At 40.2% G+C, this 16,109-nt stretch carries 18 protein-coding genes; 9 read left to right on the top strand and 9 right to left on the bottom strand.

What is annotated here, in order from left to right; all coding sequences use genetic code 11:
* Window positions 1-93 precede the first annotated feature (93 nt).
* The 4 genes from I6E70_RS00245 to I6E70_RS00230 all read right to left on the bottom strand — a co-directional run bounded on the left by I6E70_RS00245 (window position 94) and on the right by I6E70_RS00230 (window position 1,248).
* Complete coding sequence (locus I6E70_RS00245) at window positions 94-330, bottom strand: calcium-binding protein (RefSeq protein WP_024598659.1); 237 nt, start codon at window positions 328-330, stop codon at window positions 94-96.
* 9 nt (window positions 331-339) lie between these two features.
* Entirely contained in the window at window positions 340-576 is a 237-nt protein-coding gene (locus I6E70_RS00240; RefSeq protein ID WP_007581558.1) for a hypothetical protein, read from the bottom strand.
* 186 nt (window positions 577-762) lie between these two features.
* Window positions 763-990, bottom strand: coding sequence for a hypothetical protein (locus I6E70_RS00235; RefSeq protein WP_007581559.1), 228 nt, complete (start codon window positions 988-990; stop codon window positions 763-765).
* A 24-nt stretch (window positions 991-1,014) separates the two neighbouring features.
* Entirely contained in the window at window positions 1,015-1,248 is a 234-nt protein-coding gene (locus tag I6E70_RS00230) for an EF-hand domain-containing protein (protein ID WP_197187770.1), read from the bottom strand.
* Between the two features lie 330 nt (window positions 1,249-1,578).
* Here I6E70_RS00230 and I6E70_RS00225 point away from each other — a divergent pair, with 330 nt between their 5' ends.
* From I6E70_RS00225 to I6E70_RS00210, 4 genes are read left to right on the top strand one after another with little or no spacing between them, the layout of a single operon-like run.
* Window positions 1,579-3,036 (top strand): sensor histidine kinase, encoded by a 1,458-nt coding sequence (locus I6E70_RS00225; RefSeq protein ID WP_010553149.1) that lies wholly within the window; start codon window positions 1,579-1,581, stop codon window positions 3,034-3,036.
* Window position 3,037: 1 nt separating this feature from the next.
* Window positions 3,038-3,583, top strand: a complete 546-nt coding sequence (locus tag I6E70_RS00220) for a hypothetical protein (protein ID WP_024607489.1) — start codon at window positions 3,038-3,040, stop codon at window positions 3,581-3,583.
* A gap of 2 nt (window positions 3,584-3,585) precedes the next feature.
* Window positions 3,586-4,935 carry a sigma 54-interacting transcriptional regulator gene (locus I6E70_RS00215; protein WP_010553151.1) on the top strand — a complete coding sequence of 450 codons (1,350 nt, stop codon included), beginning with the start codon at window positions 3,586-3,588 and terminating at the stop codon, window positions 4,933-4,935.
* Between the two features lie 8 nt (window positions 4,936-4,943).
* The gene (locus I6E70_RS00210; protein ID WP_197183186.1) at window positions 4,944-5,444 is read left to right on the top strand and encodes a DUF1543 domain-containing protein; all 501 of its coding nucleotides are present in this window, start codon (window positions 4,944-4,946) and stop codon (window positions 5,442-5,444) included.
* A gap of 33 nt (window positions 5,445-5,477) precedes the next feature.
* Here the strand turns inward: I6E70_RS00210 and I6E70_RS00205 are convergent, their stop codons facing one another.
* A complete protein-coding gene (locus I6E70_RS00205) occupies window positions 5,478-5,705 on the bottom strand; it encodes a hypothetical protein (RefSeq protein WP_007581571.1) in 228 nt (75 codons plus the stop codon).
* Between the two features lie 132 nt (window positions 5,706-5,837).
* On the opposite strand from I6E70_RS00205, the gene I6E70_RS00200 reads away from it, so the two are divergent.
* Window positions 5,838-7,088: a multifunctional CCA addition/repair protein gene (locus I6E70_RS00200; protein ID WP_197187769.1), complete on the top strand. Its 1,251-nt coding sequence runs from the start codon at window positions 5,838-5,840 to the stop codon at window positions 7,086-7,088.
* Window positions 7,089-7,093: 5 nt separating this feature from the next.
* Here I6E70_RS00200 and I6E70_RS00195 read toward each other — a convergent pair whose 3' ends face one another.
* The 3 genes from I6E70_RS00195 to pdsR all read right to left on the bottom strand — a co-directional run bounded on the left by I6E70_RS00195 (window position 7,094) and on the right by pdsR (window position 10,367).
* Window positions 7,094-7,258, bottom strand: coding sequence for a hypothetical protein (locus tag I6E70_RS00195; RefSeq protein ID WP_007581574.1), 165 nt, complete (start codon window positions 7,256-7,258; stop codon window positions 7,094-7,096).
* A 281-nt stretch (window positions 7,259-7,539) separates the two neighbouring features.
* Window positions 7,540-9,678: a proteobacterial dedicated sortase system histidine kinase gene (pdsS, locus tag I6E70_RS00190; protein ID WP_197187768.1), complete on the bottom strand. Its 2,139-nt coding sequence runs from the start codon at window positions 9,676-9,678 to the stop codon at window positions 7,540-7,542.
* Window positions 9,678-10,367, bottom strand: a complete 690-nt coding sequence (pdsR, locus tag I6E70_RS00185) for a proteobacterial dedicated sortase system response regulator (protein ID WP_197187767.1) — start codon at window positions 10,365-10,367, stop codon at window positions 9,678-9,680. Before pdsR ends, pdsS begins: the two co-directional genes overlap by 1 nt.
* Before the next feature lie 204 nt (window positions 10,368-10,571).
* Between pdsR and pdsO the strand changes: the two genes are divergently transcribed.
* Genes pdsO through I6E70_RS00170 form a run of 3 tightly spaced genes read left to right on the top strand, consistent with a single transcriptional unit; the run spans window position 10,572 to window position 13,987 of the window.
* Complete coding sequence (gene pdsO, locus I6E70_RS00180; protein WP_197187766.1) at window positions 10,572-11,303, top strand: sortase-associated OmpA-like protein PdsO; 732 nt, start codon at window positions 10,572-10,574, stop codon at window positions 11,301-11,303.
* A gap of 45 nt (window positions 11,304-11,348) precedes the next feature.
* Window positions 11,349-13,385, top strand: coding sequence for a marine proteobacterial sortase target protein (locus tag I6E70_RS00175; RefSeq protein WP_197187765.1), 2,037 nt, complete (start codon window positions 11,349-11,351; stop codon window positions 13,383-13,385).
* The gene (locus tag I6E70_RS00170) at window positions 13,382-13,987 is read left to right on the top strand and encodes a class GN sortase (RefSeq protein ID WP_197187764.1); all 606 of its coding nucleotides are present in this window, start codon (window positions 13,382-13,384) and stop codon (window positions 13,985-13,987) included. The genes I6E70_RS00175 and I6E70_RS00170 overlap by 4 nt, the downstream gene beginning before the upstream one ends.
* Here I6E70_RS00170 and I6E70_RS00165 read toward each other — a convergent pair.
* Entirely contained in the window at window positions 13,882-14,841 is a 960-nt protein-coding gene (locus I6E70_RS00165) for a DMT family transporter (RefSeq protein ID WP_197187952.1), read from the bottom strand. The genes I6E70_RS00170 and I6E70_RS00165 overlap by 106 nt on opposite strands.
* A gap of 119 nt (window positions 14,842-14,960) precedes the next feature.
* Between I6E70_RS00165 and proB the strand changes: the two genes are divergently transcribed.
* On the top strand, window positions 14,961-16,064 hold the full coding sequence (proB, locus tag I6E70_RS00160; RefSeq protein ID WP_197187763.1) for a glutamate 5-kinase: 1,104 nt from the start codon (window positions 14,961-14,963) through the stop codon (window positions 16,062-16,064).
* Window positions 16,065-16,109: the final 45 nt, after the last annotated feature.

The following is a 16,109-nucleotide window of genomic DNA, read 5'->3' as shown; positions in this document are numbered from 1 at the left end:
GAGTATTTGGCGCATTGTTCTAAAAATAAAACCTGAACGTAATTAATAGATATAAATATAATAAGCTAGGTGTTTTTTTACCTAGCTATAAAACTACTTACTTGCATATAAGCCATATTCATTTAATGCTAATTTACCGTCTTTGTCACTGTCGTAGCTTGAAAACCGTGACCACAAAGCCGGGTCTATAGCGGTTTCTGAACGTGATAAAAAACCGTCTTTATTCCTATCTAGCTTTTTAAATTGCTTTGCAATGTCGTTACTTGCGGCAAAACTAAATGTGCTAAAAATACTAAACGCCAGCAGCGTTATATAGCTAATACTTTTCATACAAATCACTTAGTAAAGGTTGTTAGTTAGATAACTTTTAAATTCGACTAGCGAAATTTGGTTATCTTGGTTTTTGTCCCATTTTACAAAGGTGTTTAAAAGTTGTGGTTGGGGATCAAGTTCGTCGTGTGTTAAATAGCCACTTTTGTCGCTATCTAGGTGATCAAAGCGTTGCTTTACATCAAGTGCTGCGGCATCAAAACTTAATAGCATTAAAATGCTTATAACAAGGGAAAGTATCTTCATGGTCTTCCTTCCAAAAGATGTATTAAAAGTTCGTGGCTAAAATAAAGTAAAAAGGAAAAAGCACTTGCCGTAATTTAACTCCCAACATTAAATCCTTTTACACACTCCCTCAGGGATTATGGCAAATGCTTTTAGAATCAGTTTACTTGTAACAAGCTTAAGTAAAGCTTAATCAGTAATTACTCATTAAGGCTTAAAGCTTTCAAATTCTTTTTTTGAGACTTTTTCATCACCGTCTTCATCTAAGTCGGCAAATTGTCTCATTACTTCTTTGTCTTCCTTAGCTTCTACAATTGATATTTGTCCATCCATATCTTTATCTAAATGGGCAAAGCGCACGTTTGTTGGCGATGCAATTACGGTGGCACTAATTGCTAAAAACATTAATGAAAAAGCGGCTATAAGTTGTTTCATAATCACGTTCCTTATTAAATGAGTTTATTGAATAAATTTTTTGAATTCATCTAGCGACAATTGCCCATCTTGATTAGTATCAATTTGTAAAAAATTTTCGTGTAGAACGGCATCTTCACCTGCTTCGGCTTCACTTAATGTGCCGTTACTGTCTTTATCAAGCTCGTTAAAAGTCGCGTGAACGTCCATTGCGTGTGCGTTAGCGCCTAAAAAGCCTAAAACTAGTAATGATGAAATTACTAAAATGCGTTTGTTCATAATTATTTCCTTATTGATTAAAGTTATTACTCCTATTACAAAAATGATGCCAAAAATAATTGTTGTTAATTTTCAAGTGTTTATATTTTTAACTTGAAAGAGGTGGGAAGTTTTTACGGGGTTTATTGTAATTTTTGTGTGCCTTTTGCAACACTATGTAGTGAGGTTAAAGGTAGGGTTTAAAAATCAATGGTTTACGTTGTCGCTATTTGGCGACACATTGTTTTTGTAGCGCTGGCTGTTAATTGTATTAAATATAATTGCTGGTTCAGCTAGTGTATAAGGTAAGCACTTAATAATAGAACGCTTAACTTAAAAGGACTAAACGAAATGCCAGCAACCATAGCTAAAAAATACCATGCAATGCTTAACTGGCGGCCTAATTTAATTGGGCAATTTGCAATGAGTATGCTGCTTTCGTTACTCCCGCTTTCTATAGTGGTGATTGTATTTTTAAATGCGCTTAACAAGCAATTAGCAGTGACTCAAAGTATCGTGAGTAACAACTACCAAGTTACCAAATCGTTTAATACTCTAAAACAAGAACTCAACAGCCTTGAGCGCGCCACTAGGCAAAACTGGGTATTAAAAAGCGAATCGTTAGATAAACTCATTGTCGATAAATGGCAATCATCCCTGCAAAGTATTGATGAACTTAAATTTGTTAACACGGATAAAGATTACACCCACCAATGGCAACGCTTATATGTCACCTTACAAACAGCGCATGTAGAGCTTGTTGAGCAAAAACAACAGCAAGCGGAGCTATTTGTGCCAGTGAGCGATTTAGTTGCTGAGCTTACTTTATGGTTACGTGATAAAAATGAAGCGCAAATTACCAATAACCAAAATGAGCTTACAAGCCTACAAACTTCATTTATAAACTGGCTGGTGGCACTTATTCCGCTTACTTTAATTGTTGGTGGTGGTTTTTTATGGCGTATAAGTGGGCGACTAAAAGGGTTAACTACGGTTATTGATAAGCTAGGGCAGGGGCATTGGCAGCAAAAAATATCTGTGAAAGGCTCCGCTGAGCTAGTTGAGCTAGGAGAAAAACTCCAATGGGTGCAAGAGCAACTTCACATGCTTGAGCAGCAAAAAGATACCTTTTTACGCCATGTTACCCATGAGCTAAAAACGCCGCTTGCTTCAATGGTCGAAGGCACTGATTTATTAACTGATGAAATAGTAGGCCCAATTACTGCTGAGCAAAAAGCAGTGCTTGAGCTTATTAGCCAATCTATGGTGCGCCTTCGTACAATGATTGACAGCCTGCTGAGTTATAATGCGATTCGCACCAGTAAAGACAGCTTAAGCGAAGTTGAGTTTAGCTATCTTATTAATAAAATTAATAGCCATTTTGAACATCGCTTAAGTGCGCGTCAGCAAGCTCTGCAATGGCAAAATAACTTACCTAATAAACAGCTTGCTTTACCTAGTGAGCTTATTGAGATGATTTTAATTCAGCTTATTTCAAATGGCTTAAAATTTTCACAAGATAAGCAAAGCGTTACTATTAATTTAGCGCTTGAGCAAAACCAACTTTGTATTGCTGTACTTGATAAAGGATGCGGTATTAAAGAGCAAGAAAAAACTCAAATTTTCAGCGCATTTTATCAAGGTAAACACAGTAAAAATGTTACGCTGCAAGGCAGTGGGCTTGGCTTAACTATTGTGAAAGAATCTGTTGAACAGCTAAGAGGTACACTTACTGTTGAGCATAACGAGCCGCATGGTTGCCGGTTTTCAATTAAAATTCCCATAACAAAAAATCTAGGAGTTAATTAACATGCGCTTGCGTTTAATCGCTATTTTATGTGTGCTCAGTAGCAGCATGGTTATATCAGGTTGTGAAATTAATAATGGGCAAGAAGAGCGTGTGTCAATTACACCTGCACCTGTGGTCGATACCAAAATAACGAACGACAAAAACAGTAAACCTAGTCCAAAACCCAGACCAAAAATAGAACCTAGCTATCCGCCTGCAGAGCAAGTTATTGCATGGCACGCTAATCAGTGTGGCGGATTTAAATTGGTGCCAAAAAAAGATATTTTTACAGGTGAAAACGATCTTAAACGTTTTTTTAAATTTATGTGCTTAAACATAAATGATGATCCAAATACGGTAATGACTAAGTTGCTAAAACTCGATTTAGCTTACTTTTGGCCAGATGATATAAAGCAATATTTATGGCTTCAAAAGCAGCAAGTGACTATGCAAATAAATGCTAAAAAAGAGCAGCAAGCACTTAACAATAAAATGCAAGAAACCCTCTCATCGTTAGCAACTATTGAGCAGCAGCTTTTACTACGAGAAGAAACTAAGGAGCAGTAACTATGGCAGCAACTAAAGTGCAAGGTGCAAAAGTATTACTCGTTGACGACGACGCTAGCTTATTAAAACTGCTCGCTATTCGTATCGAATCAAAAGGATACGAAGTAACGACCTGTGAAAGTGGCTTAACCGCACTACAAATACTTAAAAGCCAAGTGTTTGACGCCGTAATAACCGACTTACGTATGGATGAAATGGATGGCATGGCACTGCATCGTCAGCTGCAAAGCCGCTACCCTGCATTGCCTGTCATTATGATGACAGCGCATGGCTCAATTCCTGATGCCGTAGAGGCAACTAAGCAGGGCATTTTTGCATTTATAACTAAACCTGTAGATAAAGATGAGCTATTTGACAGCCTTGCTAAAGCGATAGAAATACATGGTGTTAATGCAGATGAAGCAGCACCTAAAAGTAATATAGTTACGCGCAGTGGTGCAATGCTGCACTTGTTAGAGCAAGTAAAACTACTTGGGCCAACGCAAGTTAATGTATTGATTTCGGGGGCTAGTGGTACAGGTAAAGAGCTACTCGCACAGGCGATTCATCAGCATAGTCATGTAAGCGGTGGCCCTTTCGTTGCAATTAACTGCGGCGCTGTACCAGGGGAGCTTTTAGAGTCTGAATTATTTGGTCATAAAAAAGGCTCTTTTACGGGCGCAATTAAAGATCATCAAGGTTTGTTTCAGCAAGCTGAGGGCGGCACGCTATTTTTAGACGAGATAGGCGATATGCCACTTAACTTGCAGGTTAAGTTACTGCGCGTATTACAAGAAAAAACAATTCGCCCCGTAGGCTTTCAAGAAGAAATAGCGATTGATGTACGTATTGTATCGGCAACACATAAAAATCTTCCTGAAGCTATTTTAAACCAGCAATTTAGAGAAGATTTATACTATCGCTTAAACGTAGTTAATTTAAAATTACCGCCACTGTGTGAACGCCGCGAAGATATAAGCTTATTAGCACAGCACTTTAGTGCAAGTATTGCTAAGCGCATGAAGCAAACTGAAAAACACTTTGCAAGCGATGCTATGCATGCGCTTGTGCGTTACGACTGGCCAGGTAATATCCGCCAACTACAAAACGTAGTAGAGCAGGTTGTAGCATTAACGCCAAGCGATGTTATTTCAGAGCACTTAGTGTTAGCTGCGCTAAATAGTAATGAAACAAACGTAGAACCATTATCACTAAACGACGCTAAAAAAGAGTTTGAGCGCGACTATGTAATTAACACTTTAAAAATGGCAGGTGGTAACGTAGCCGAAGGCGCTAAGCTTGCCAAGCGCAATCGCTCAGATTTTTATAAGTTGATTAAAAAGCATAATATTGATGTTGATAATTTAGGTTAAGGAAAAGCATGCAGTTATTTATGGTGTATTTAGGTGGCCGGATTCAAGGTTGCCACATTGAAATGCATGATATTCGTTTTGTTGTAGGGCAAAACATTGAGCAAACTTATACAAAGTTAAAAAGCCAATGGGTAGGCGACAGAAGTAGTGTTCACATGGATAGCTACATGGCAATTAATCATATTGATGGCTTTAAAGTAGAGATTGTTGATACGTACGTTGAACAAAATAAACAACTCTATTTTGTAAATTTAGGCGCTTACAGAAGTGATTCTATGGCTGAGCAACACGACTTTGCACTGTATGTTGCAAGCAGTAGCCATGAAGCTAAAGAGCGAGCTAAAAGCGATTTGCTAGCAGGGCTTAGCCATATCCATAAAGATGATTTACATGACGTAGACGATTGTTTTGCGATTGATTTACTCGACAGCCAGCTAAACATTAAGCTCACGCCCAGCGGTATATCGCAGCCTATAAAGCCAGACTGGTTTGGCTATCACATACTTTAAATTATTATAATAAGTAGCTAAAACTGAGTAGGATTAAGAGTCCTGCTCGTTTTGTTCATCCTTTTCGCTTTTAGCCGCCATTTTAAACGCCACAATAACCAATCCAAACATAGCAAACGGCAGTGCTGCTAACATGTATTCAACCACATTACTGTCTTGAAAATTTGCTTGTAGTAAAAAGTGACCCGCCACACACATTAAAATAACCACTAATAAAATGGGTAGTAACATAAGTTCTTTTTTTGATGAATGGTTTTTCATTAATTGTGAGGCTATAGCTGAAAATAATGCGCCATTGTAATGAGCTTACTTAAGCTTGGCAAACACCGCAGAATTTTTTAATTAATGTTATGATTAGTATCAAACAATTTTATTAATGTTTATGGGAATAAAGTGAAAAGTAACTTAAAAAAAGTTTACCTCGTTGGTGGTGCAGTGCGCGACAAACTGCTAAATATAAAATCTAAAGATAACGATTATGTAGTGATTGGTGAAACACCAAAAACGATGGAATCGCTTGGTTTTGTGCCAATAGGTAGCGACTTTCCAGTTTACTTACACCCAAAAACAAAAGAAGAATATGCACTTGGGCGCACAGAGCGTAAAAGCGGCAAAGGCTATACTGGCTTTGTGGTTGATGCCAGCCCAACAGTGACGCTAGAAGAAGATTTAGCAAGGCGTGATTTGACCATAAATTCAATGGCGCTTGATGAACACGGTAATATTATTGACCCGTTTAATGGCCAAACTGACTTACAAAATAAAACACTGCGCCACACCACTGAGGCATTTGTAGAAGACCCTGTTCGAGTACTGCGTATTGCCCGTTTTTTAGCGCGCTATGGCAGTGATTGGCGTATTCACCCAAGTACGTATGCATTAATGCGCGAGCTTAAAAATAAAGGTGAGCTAAATCATTTAGTACCTGAGCGCGTGTGGCTTGAAACTGAAAAAGCACTGGGGGAAAAGCACCCTGAGCTTTATTTTGAAGCACTGCAAGGCTTAGGTATTTTTCCAGAACTTGAGCGCATGGTTAATGTACCGCAACCGGCAAACCATCATCCTGAAGGGGATGTATTTGTACATACTATGCTGGTACTTAGGCGTGCAGCCGATTTAAATTTTAATTTAGAAACACGTTTTGCTGCACTTACCCATGATTTTGGAAAAGCGCTTAGTTTTAAAAAGTATGGAAACCTACGTGGGCACGAACGCGAAGGTGTTGCAGTTATTGAGGCGTTTTGTGAGCGCTTAAAAGTGCCTAACCGTTTTCGCGATGTTGGTGTACTCACCAGTGATAATCACACCCTTTGCCACACGATTGATCAGTTAAGGCCGCAAACCATTCACAAGCTAATAGTGACTAACTTAAATGCGTTGGTACACCCAGAACGTTTTATAGCGTTTACCCAAGCATGCCAATGCGATGCACAAGGGCGTGGTGAAACACTTGTTGATAAGCCATACCCGCAATCAGCTAAGCTGCGAGCAATTCATACTGAACTGCAAAAAATGGATAAGAAGCAGGTAGTGCAAAATGCACTTAAAAATGGCAAAAAAGGCCCTGAAATAGGCGAAGAAGTAAAACTTGCAGAAATAAACTGCATTAAAGCATTTTTAGAACATGAGAAGTCCCAAGCGTAATAAAATTAGACTAAGTAGTGCGATACGCCTTGGTTTTTAGTCGCGTCGTGCTTTCTTAGCTCTTTGTAGTTTGTACTTTTTGGTTTTACATTTTCAGACTCAGGTTTTTTAGAGGGCCTGTATAAGTCAAAAATAAAGTCTAGTTCTTCACGCTCTAGTGATGGTTTCATGAGTATTCCTTCAATTTAATACTTTAATATGATGTAGGGTATGGTCATTCGACTGAATTAAAAGTGAATAGTTACATTTGAAGTTGTACTAAATTGTAACCGGCAGGTTTTGAGGGATGAGAGGGGTTTATTTGTTAATTTATATGGAGTTAAGGTAAATTAAAATAACTCTTTTTAACTAAAAATATACAGCTGAATTTAATTTATTACGTACTTACTATTTGCATATAATGCTGTGGTTATAAATATAACGGTACAAATATAACGGTATAAATACAGCCTTAACCATTTACTAACGGCAGTGTTACGGTAAATACGACACCATCACCTTGTTCGTTGTTTTGCGCTGTTACACTGCCTTTATGGTAGTCGCACACCAGCCTTACAATATAAAGACCTAACCCCAAATGTGGCTGTTGCTGCATTTGCTGGCTACGTACCGACACCATAGAGTCAAAAATATGCTCAGTTAATCCTTCGGGTAACGCAGGGCCTGTGTTACTCACTGTTAATGTTGCTTTATTTTCGCTCTGCTTAAGGCCTACATTAATAGCCGTATTGGCCTCACTAAACTCCAGCGCGTTATTAATAAGCTTATCAAGTAGCTGAGCTATAAACTCCGGTGCACCTTGCATAGGTAATTTGTTTTGGCATACATCAAGCGTAAATAACTGGTTTGGGTAAGTAAGCTGATAGCCTTGCATGCAGCCATTTATTACTTTTTGTAAATCAAAAGGTTCAGGTTCGTTGCTTTGAATACTTTGCTCAAGGCGAGTGGCTTCGCTCATGGTGGTTATAATTTTACCTAAGCGTTCAACGCCTTCGCTGGCGCGATCGAGGTATTTTTGACTTAGCTCATTTTGTGGCAAGCTTTGTAAATTTTCGAGTGATGAGCGTACTACCGCAACAGGCGTGCGTAGTTCATGCGATAACCGCGACGACATATTTTCTAAGTAATCGGTATAGCCACCAAGTCGGCTCACAATGTTAGAAAAACTGCGCGATAGGTCGCCAATTTCATCGTTAGCGTCACTGTAATTAATACTGCCGGTAACACGCCCTTGTGCATCAATTGCTTGCTCAGCGGTATCGCGTAGTCGTCTAATACGGCTCGATATACGCGAGGCAAAAAAGAACAGGGTAACAGTGCCAATTAGCATAACGGCTAAAATAACGTTAAAGAGTTTTTCGAGCGATTTGTTACGCAGTGTTCGTACGCCGTTTGTGGTTTCCTCTGCTATTACCGCGCCAATTACTTGGTCTTGGATCCAAATAGGGTAAGCGGCCGATAAAATAACGGCTTTACTGTCGGGTGTTAATCGCCAAGACGATGCTGGTTGTCCTTTTAATGCTTTCGCTAAATGTGTTCCCTGCATAGAAGCTACATCGTGCAGGGTATCTAAAAACTCATTTTCGGGGCGCGTTAATATCTTATAGTAAATTGGGTGCAAGTAATTTTGCTCAAAGCGCTGCCACCAAGTTTTAGGTGCTTGGTTAGCAAGCCCATCAGCCCAAACGCCATCTGCATTTTGAATAGTACCCGATTGCGCAAGTACGCGATGATGGTTATCAACCACCCAAATGCGGCTACCACTGTGGCCCATGCCTTTTAAAATACGGCTAATTTCTGGAGAAGGGACTAATACAGAGCCTAAATCGTTTGGGTTATTTAAGTTTGAGGTCGACATTATTTTAGGCTCTAACAATGCCTCTTTACTATCAATGTCAACAATGGCAAAGCCAAGTTTGTTGCCCAGCATGTTAATAGGAAAGCGCAGCTCTACGTTATAACCTGATTCGGTACTTTCAAAATAGCCCTGAATTTTTGTAAAAGGGGCTTTGGTATTTGCATCAAACGCATTAACCCAGCCATCTTGGCGCGGCGCAATAATGTAAGTATTAAACTGACCGTCTGGCGTTTTTAGGCCAATTTGTAAATAATCGTTATTGGTAATACTTAAGCTATTTTTAGCGCGATAAATAAGGGTATTGTCGGTGACTTTAAATACGGCGTATAAGTAGTTATCAAATTTTCCCACCATGTGATCGAACGATAAGTCACTGGCTTGATGTTTGTTATCTGTTTTTTGTAAGTAGCGCTTATCGTAATGCCAAAATAGCGGTTGATAGCTGTCCCAATCGTTAAGTTTACCGTCGAGCTGAATAGGGTTTTTAAGATTATAAGCGTATAAATCGCGGCCTTTTACTACTTGGTCTAAAAAGTTAGTTTGCTCGTCAAATAATGCAGGGCGCTCATGTAGTGCAGTGGCAAGTGCGCGAGTAGTGCCTACGAGGGTTTTTTCTTGGCCTTGGCGTAAAAACTTTTCCATTTCCCATACGTACTCGTAGCCAAGCCACGGTAGCAAAAACAAAAAACATGAAAGTAATATAAATTTACTGCGCAGACCAAATCGTAGCATTAGTGTTGTTCCCACCGATAGCCCATACCGTACACAGTATCTATGCAATCAAAGGTGCTATCGAGTGCTATAAACTTTTTACGAATACGTTTTACGTGTGAAGTAATGGTGCTGTCGTCTACATAAATTTTTGCATCGCTCATTAATTCGTTACGGCTTTTAACATGGCCTGGTCGCTGGGCGAGTGAATGCAGCATCCAAAATTCGGTTACGGTTAAATCAACTAATTGTTGCTGCCAAAATACCTGCATACGTTGCGTGTCGAGCGTTAACTGCCCGCGTGTTATGAGGGCGTTTGCATCAGCGGGTTGTTCAAGTGCTTCCATTCTACGAAACAGAGCACCAATACGTGCAGCCAAGTGAGCCAAGCTTATGTCTTTTGTTAGGTAGTCGTCGGCGCCCATGCGCAGGCCGCATACAGTATCTATTTCGCTATCGCGGGCGGTTAAAAAAATAATAGGCAGTGTTTTAGAAAGCGATCGCAATGTTTGGCACAGTAAAAAACCACCATCTATTTCATGGCCTAGGCCAATATCAACAATGGCTAAATCGGGCAGGGCATTTTTAAATTCAGCTTCAGCGCTGGCGCGATCGGCAAAGCCACTGACTTGGTAGCCCTGTGCACTCAGCATTTCTATGTAGTTTTCGCGGATTGCGGGTTCATCTTCAACGATGGCTATTTTTTTCATTCTAATCATTATCCTATTGCCTCTGTTGTGCACTATAACGAAGTTTTTAAGCTAAGTACGCTTAAAAAGGCAATTGCCATTTTTTTGCCACAATTGCTCAGCAGTTTGCCATTTTTGCTCCCCTTTATTGCCACTTGAGCTTGTTTTAATACAGCCATCAAAACAAAACGTCACAAATTAAAAAGTAAGTTTAAGGATCAAATCATGAAGAAGACATTAATCGCGTTAACACTGGTTGCTAGTTTTTGTACTCCAGCAATTGCCTCAACATCTAACTCGCCATCAAAAGAAGCCCATAAAGAAACGGCTATTGGGCTAGGTGCAGGCGCTGTTATTGGCGGCGTAGTGGGCGGACCAATTGGTGCGTTTATTGGTGCATTTGCCGGTGGCTTAATAGGTGATTCAAAAGTAGCTGATAACAAAATTGCAGAGCAAGAGCGTGCAATTACGGTCATGAAAGAAAAAACCAGCGATTACCAACACGTGCTTAATCACAACAATATGTTAGAGCAACAGCTAGAAGTGCTTGCCAATCAAAATGAGCAGTTAACTCAGGCTCAAATAAATAACTTACTAGCCATGACGGTGCAATTTAAAACCGGTTCAAGTGTTATTGCCCCGCATTTTGCACTGCAGTTAGACCAACTGGTTACCTTGTTAAACAACCAACCACAGCTCGCACTTGATTTAAGTGGCTTTGCCGATCAACGCGGCGATGAGCAAGCTAATCTTTTACTTTCCAAAGCGCGTGTAAATGCCGTGCAAAGCTACTTAATAAAACACGGCGTGAGCCATAAACGTTTAAGCACGCAGGCATTTGGCGAGCAGCAAACATTGGCTAAAAGCAACACGGTGGAAGATAACTTTTTTGATAGGCGCGTAACGCTTACCACTCGCTCAATGAATAGTGTAAATGGCCAAACGGCGAGTAACTAAAACTAACTGAATCTAAGTAAAGCTAAGCGTTCGATGGAGTGATTTATGTTTAAATTGAGTAAACCAACCAAAATGCTTACTAAGGTAAGCATTTTTATATTCATAGCGATTGTGCTGTTAGTGAGCTTTAAAAGCCATGCGCAATCACCCAAGTTAGAGCTTTTTGATAGCAATGGTGCGCCAGCAGGCCCAGCAATAATATTAAAAAGCGATGCCAATATGACCTTAACTGGCTTAATTAATCACGTTGTAGTAACGCAGACCTATCAAAACGAAAACCCATTTGCAGTTAATGCGCGCTACATTTTTCCATTGCCAGATGAAAGCGCCGTGCATGCTATGACCATGCACATTGGTGAGCGAGTCATTAAAGGCCAAATTGATAAAAAAGTGGAAGCCGAAAAAAAATACGAGGAGGCTAAAAAAGCAGGTAAGCAAGCGGCCCTTGTACGCCAGCAACGCGCCAATATGTTTATTACTAATGTGGCAAATATTGGTCCTGGTGAGCAAGTAGTAATTGAGCTTGAGTATCAAGAAATAATTGACTACAGCAGCGGTACATTTGCTATTAGATTTCCGACTACCATTACACCGCGTTATCACGCGATTAGTGGTGAGGTTGAAGTTAATACTCAAAACCAAACGCATACTAACCCACTCCCAACTGGGTGGTTAAGCCCTGTTTACAGCATTCAAAACATCACTCAAAATAGTACTCAAAATGATAACGTACCAAGCAGCCAATTTAGCTTAAACATTGATATAGACGTAGGCTTAGAGCTGGTGGATATCAATTCTAAATTTCATAATGTTGATGTACAAAACACAGCATTTGGGCAATATAAAATAGCGTTAAATGAGGCAAATGCAGTTAATCGCGACTTTGTACTTGAGTTTAAACCGCTGCAAAAAGAGCAAGCTCAAGCCGCATTTTTTACTCAGCAGTTTGAAAATGGTGACCGATACGGGCTTGCTATGCTAATGCCACCAGGGGATCACTTTACACAAACTCAGCGATTACCTCGTGAAATGGTATTTGTAGTTGATACGTCAGGCTCTATGCACGGGCAATCTATGGAGCAAGCTAAAAAAGCCTTGTTTTATGCGCTGTCATTACTTGATAGCGACGACAGCTTTAACATTATTGGTTTTGACAACTTAGTAACTCCAATGAGCGATAAACCACTTATAGCCAGTGACTTTAATTTACGCCGTGCAGAGCGATTTATTTATAGCCTAGAGGCCGACGGCGGCACAGAAATACAAGGTGCGCTTAATGCCGTACTTGATGGCAGCGAGTTTGATGGTTTTGTACGCCAAGTTGTATTTTTAACTGATGGCAGCGTAAGCAACGAAGACGCATTGTTTAAAAATATTCAAAGTAAGTTAGGCGATAGCCGCTTATTTACGGTAGGTATTGGCAGCGCACCTAACAGCTTTTTTATGCGCCGAGCGGCAGATATAGGCAAAGGCTCATTTACGTTTATAGGCAGCACAAGTGAGGTGCAACCTAAAATGCAGCAGTTATTTGATAAGCTTGCACATCCGGCTATTACTAATTTGGCGCTAAGCGATGAAAGCGGTAACAGCTTAGATTTTTGGCCATCACCACTACCTGATTTATATTTTGGCGAGCCTATTATGGTCGCTATAAAACTTAATAATGCTAAAAGTGTGGTACTTGCTGGGCAAACAGCACAAGGGCCTTTAAGTATTAAATTAAGTACACAAAATAGCTCAAGCGCTCAAGGTATAGCAAAACTGTGGGCGCGCCAAAAAATCAAGTCATTACTTTTATACAACGAGCAAAATACAGTTAAAGATGAAGTACAGGAGCTTGCACTTACTCATCAATTACTTAGCCCGTTTACTGCTTTTATAGCGATTGAACAAACTCACATAAAAGAAGTGGCAGAGCAAACAGCGCAAGCTACTAATGCAGTACCACAAGGTATGGCAATGCGTTTACCGCAAACCGATGGGCAAAGCAGGTTACATATATTGCTAGGCTGTATTTTATTATTGGGATTTGGTGCTCTTAAAATAAACCGATCATTTAAATTAAGCAGGGCACGTAAATGAAAAAGTGGCTAAGCGTGGGTTTACTAATAGCTGGGCTTGGATTATTTGGTTACGGCGCTTATATGCAGGCAAAAGCGTGGCTTGCTCAAGTATTAATTGAGCAAGCATGGCAAGAGGCGCTTAAATCACCCGGGATTAAAGTAAGGCCGTGGTATTACGCCGACAGCTACGTTACTGCAAAGCTTGATTGGCCAAGCCATAATAAAACATTAAGCGTATTGGCTGGAGCGAGTGGTCGTAATTTAGCATTTGCGCCTAGCCAATTTTTACCCGCAGGGGAGCTTGGCGGAAAAGAATTTGGAAACGAAAAAGGCGCGCTAATAGCAGGGCATAACGACACCCACTTTGCATTTTTACAAAACGCAAAAGTGGGGGAAGCGTTTACTTTGCAGCTGCAAAGTGGGGTGATACAAAATTATAAAGTAACGGGGATTGAGGTTATTCATCAATCCCAAAACACATTTTTACAAACACCCGGGCTGTATTTGCTTACCTGTTACCCTTTTGATTCGCTTGCCTTGGGTACTGATTTAAGATTGCTTGTATCTGCGCAAATGTCTTCGCCCGATTCGCTAAGCGGTATATCAACCACAAGTTCTTGATGGCGCTGGCTTACCATTACACCAATAAATACCACAAATATGCTCAGCCATTGCCAAACGTTGAGCACTTCGCCCAAAATAATAGCTGACAAAATAAGTGTAAAAATAGGAATTAAATTAGAGTATGCAGCAGCGGTTAATACCGATACTTTGCTAATAGCGTAGTTGTACATGCCGTAGCCGCCAAGGGTTACACACGAGCCTAAATACAAAATGCTCATAAGTGCGGTTAAGTCGTGTTGGTTTTCGCTTGGCAGGTCGATAAAAAACAAAAATGGCGCAAAAAACAAGCTGCCGCTAATACCTTGCAACGCAATTAAAGTAAGAGGCGAGTAGCGATTAGCTAAATGTTTAATACTTACGGTATAAAATGCAGCGCACACCATCGCCATAAGCTCTAAAAAGTTACCCAACAGCGGATTAGGTGCCTGCTCAGAACTGGGTGAAAGAAGCGTAAGTAAAATACTGCCGCCAATACACAGCGTAAAGCCGACCACGATGGATTTACTTATGTATTCTTTAAGTAATAAAAAGGCAAGCAGCGCAATAATAATGGGCAAGCACGACACAATAACCCCAGCCTGCGAGGCCGATGTGTATTCCATTGCATGGCCTTCAAATAAAAAGTACAAGCAAGGCTCAGCAAGCGACATACCCACTAAATACTTCCAGTCACCTTTTAAATACTCAAACCGAATAACGTAGCGCCATAAACAAAGCGACAAAACTAACGTGGTGAGCATGCGTAAAAATATCACCAATGCAGGGTCGTAAATAGCAATGGCGTATTTGAGCGCAATAAAAGAGCTGCCCCATAAAAAGGTGGCAATAATTAAACATAAACTGGCAGGCATAGAGAGTAATTTACTTAATTTAATAAAATCAGATCCTAGCATGAAAATTTTTAACTTGTTCAAAAATACCGAGCTGGTATAAATTAATTCATGTTTAATTAATCAGTAGTAAAAAGCACATGCAAAGGGAACAGGTAATAGTTGTAAAGCTTGGTACAAGCGTACTAACTGGCGGCACCGATAAGCTAGACAAAGCACATATGGTTGAATTAGTACGCCAATGTTGCGAGCTTAAAAAGCAGGGTCATCACGTTATTTTAGTATCGAGCGGCGCGGTTGCTGCTGGGCGCGAACAACTATTAAAACCCTGTGGCAGAAGCTTAATTGATAAACAAATGCTTGCTGCAATTGGACAAGGTCAACTTATTCATATTTGGCAGAGCTTGTTTGCTTTATATGGGGTAAATGTGGGGCAAATGCTGCTTACTCGCGCTGATGTAGACGACAGAGAGCGCTACCTTAATGCCCGCGATACACTCAATGCATTATTAAATTACGACGTTGTACCCATCATTAACGAAAATGATGCAGTCGCTACCAGCGAAATAAAAGTAGGCGACAACGATAATTTATCGGCACTTGTCGCTATTTTGGCTAATGCTAATAAGTTACTGCTACTTACCGATCAAGAAGGGTTATTTACCAGCGATCCGCGCACAAACGCCGATGCCACCCTCATTGGTGAAGTAACACATATAAATGATGAGCTGCGACAACTTGCTGGTGGCAGTGGTACAAATTTAGGCACCGGCGGTATGGCGACTAAACTGCAGGCCGCCGACATTGCAAGGCGCGCAGGTGTTGAAGTTATTATTGCTAAAGGCGCAGGTAAAAACGTTATTTTAAAATGCATGAGTGACGAGTTACCAGGCACGCGTTTTTTAAAACTCACCGCTCCAAAAGATGGCCGTAAAAAATGGTTACTAGCCGGGCCTAAAAGTACCGGCCAAATTGTTATAGATGCAGGTGCTATTACAGCGCTGCAAAATAAAGGCGCAAGCTTACTTGCTAAAGGCGTTACTAATGCATTTGGACGTTTTGAACGCGGTGATTTAATTGATTTAATAGATAATAAAAAGCAAGTAATTGCACGGGGCTTAACGCGCTTTAGTAGCGTTGAAGTAAATAAAATAAAGGGTGCGCATTCTAGTCAAATAGGCCAGTTACTCGATTACGATAGTGGCGCAGAAGTACTTCATAGGGATGATATGGTCTTGCTATAGAAGCACTTTTAGTAAATTAAATTACTTGAGTGTAATTCTCGCAGT

This window comes from Pseudoalteromonas sp. NGC95 (assembly GCF_015864705.1).
Classification (GTDB): Bacteria; Pseudomonadota; Gammaproteobacteria; order Enterobacterales; family Alteromonadaceae; genus Pseudoalteromonas; species Pseudoalteromonas arctica.
This window is presented reverse-complemented; position numbering and strand designations above follow the sequence as displayed.

Coding starts and splice junctions, on each gene's coding strand:
- I6E70_RS00245 (WP_024598659.1), bottom strand. CDS start 330: ATGAAAAGTATTAGCTATATAACGCTGCTGGCGTTTAGTATTTTTAGC.
- I6E70_RS00240 (WP_007581558.1), bottom strand. CDS start 576: ATGAAGATACTTTCCCTTGTTATAAGCATTTTAATGCTATTAAGTTTT.
- I6E70_RS00235 (WP_007581559.1), bottom strand. CDS start 990: ATGAAACAACTTATAGCCGCTTTTTCATTAATGTTTTTAGCAATTAGT.
- I6E70_RS00230 (WP_197187770.1), bottom strand. CDS start 1,248: ATGAACAAACGCATTTTAGTAATTTCATCATTACTAGTTTTAGGCTTT.
- I6E70_RS00225 (WP_010553149.1), top strand. CDS start 1,579: ATGCCAGCAACCATAGCTAAAAAATACCATGCAATGCTTAACTGGCGG.
- I6E70_RS00220 (WP_024607489.1), top strand. CDS start 3,038: ATGCGCTTGCGTTTAATCGCTATTTTATGTGTGCTCAGTAGCAGCATG.
- I6E70_RS00215 (WP_010553151.1), top strand. CDS start 3,586: ATGGCAGCAACTAAAGTGCAAGGTGCAAAAGTATTACTCGTTGACGAC.
- I6E70_RS00210 (WP_197183186.1), top strand. CDS start 4,944: ATGCAGTTATTTATGGTGTATTTAGGTGGCCGGATTCAAGGTTGCCAC.
- I6E70_RS00205 (WP_007581571.1), bottom strand. CDS start 5,705: ATGAAAAACCATTCATCAAAAAAAGAACTTATGTTACTACCCATTTTA.
- I6E70_RS00195 (WP_007581574.1), bottom strand. CDS start 7,258: ATGAAACCATCACTAGAGCGTGAAGAACTAGACTTTATTTTTGACTTA.
- pdsS (WP_197187768.1), bottom strand. CDS start 9,678: ATGCTACGATTTGGTCTGCGCAGTAAATTTATATTACTTTCATGTTTT.
- pdsR (WP_197187767.1), bottom strand. CDS start 10,367: ATGAAAAAAATAGCCATCGTTGAAGATGAACCCGCAATCCGCGAAAAC.
- pdsO (WP_197187766.1), top strand. CDS start 10,572: ATGAAGAAGACATTAATCGCGTTAACACTGGTTGCTAGTTTTTGTACT.
- I6E70_RS00175 (WP_197187765.1), top strand. CDS start 11,349: ATGTTTAAATTGAGTAAACCAACCAAAATGCTTACTAAGGTAAGCATT.
- I6E70_RS00170 (WP_197187764.1), top strand. CDS start 13,382: ATGAAAAAGTGGCTAAGCGTGGGTTTACTAATAGCTGGGCTTGGATTA.
- I6E70_RS00165 (WP_197187952.1), bottom strand. CDS start 14,841: ATGCCTGCCAGTTTATGTTTAATTATTGCCACCTTTTTATGGGGCAGC.
- proB (WP_197187763.1), top strand. CDS start 14,961: ATGCAAAGGGAACAGGTAATAGTTGTAAAGCTTGGTACAAGCGTACTA.